Raw genomic sequence first — 1,098 nt, 5'->3', positions numbered from 1 at the left:
AATGGCAAAAGGTAAATTCACCCGCACCAAGCCCCACGTGAACGTGGGCACGATCGGCCACGTGGACCATGGCAAGACGACGCTGACGGCGGCGATCGCGACGGTGCTGTCGGCGAAGTTCGGCGGTGAGGCCAAGGCCTACGACCAGATCGACGCGGCGCCCGAAGAGAAGGCACGCGGCATCACGATCAACACCGCGCACGTCGAGTACGAGACGGCCAACCGCCACTATGCGCACGTCGACTGCCCCGGCCACGCCGACTACGTGAAGAACATGATCACCGGCGCCGCCCAGATGGACGGCGCGATCCTGGTGTGCTCGGCCGCCGACGGCCCGATGCCCCAGACGCGCGAGCACATCCTGCTGGCGCGCCAGGTGGGCGTGGGCTACATCATCGTGTTCCTGAACAAGTGCGACATGGTCGACGACGCCGAGCTGCTCGAGCTCGTCGAGATGGAAGTGCGCGAGCTGCTCGACAAGTACGACTTCCCGGGCGACGACACCCCCATCATCCACGGCTCGGCCAAGCTGGCGCTGGAAGGCGACAAGGGCAAGCTGGGCGAGGAAGCCATCATGAAGCTGGCCGACGCGCTGGACACCTACATCCCGACGCCCGAGCGCGCCGTGGACGGCACGTTCCTGATGCCGGTGGAAGACGTGTTCTCGATCTCGGGTCGCGGCACGGTGGTCACGGGTGCGGTGGAGCGCGGCGTGATCAAGGTCGGCGAGGAAATCGAGATCGTGGGCATCCGCCCGACGGTCAAGACGATCTGCACGGGCGTAGAGATGTTCCGCAAGCTGCTCGACCAGGGCCAGGCCGGCGACAACGTGGGCGTGCTGCTGCGCGGCACCAAGCGCGAGGAAGTCGAGCGCGGCCAGGTGCTGTGCAAGCCCGGCTCGATCAAGCCGCACACGCACTTCACCGCCGAGGTGTACGTGCTGAGCAAGGACGAGGGCGGCCGTCACACGCCGTTCTTCAACAACTACCGTCCGCAGTTCTACTTCCGCACGACGGACGTGACCGGCGCGATCGAGCTGCCCAAGGACAAGGAGATGGTCATGCCCGGCGACAACGTCAGCATCACCGTCAAGCTGAT

1 protein-coding gene is annotated in these 1,098 nt (G+C 65.8%); it reads left to right on the top strand.

The window, feature by feature from the left end:
* Position 1 precedes the first annotated feature (1 nt).
* On the top strand, positions 2-1,098 hold a 1,097-nt coding region (tuf, locus tag ABID77_RS22590), incomplete at its 3' end, for an elongation factor Tu (RefSeq protein WP_429600735.1).

It is taken from the genome of Variovorax sp. PvP013 (genome assembly GCF_050435945.1).
Classification (GTDB): Bacteria; Pseudomonadota; Gammaproteobacteria; order Burkholderiales; family Burkholderiaceae_C; genus Variovorax.
The sequence above is the reverse complement of the archived record's forward strand: the minus strand, read 5'-3'. Positions and strand labels throughout refer to the sequence as shown.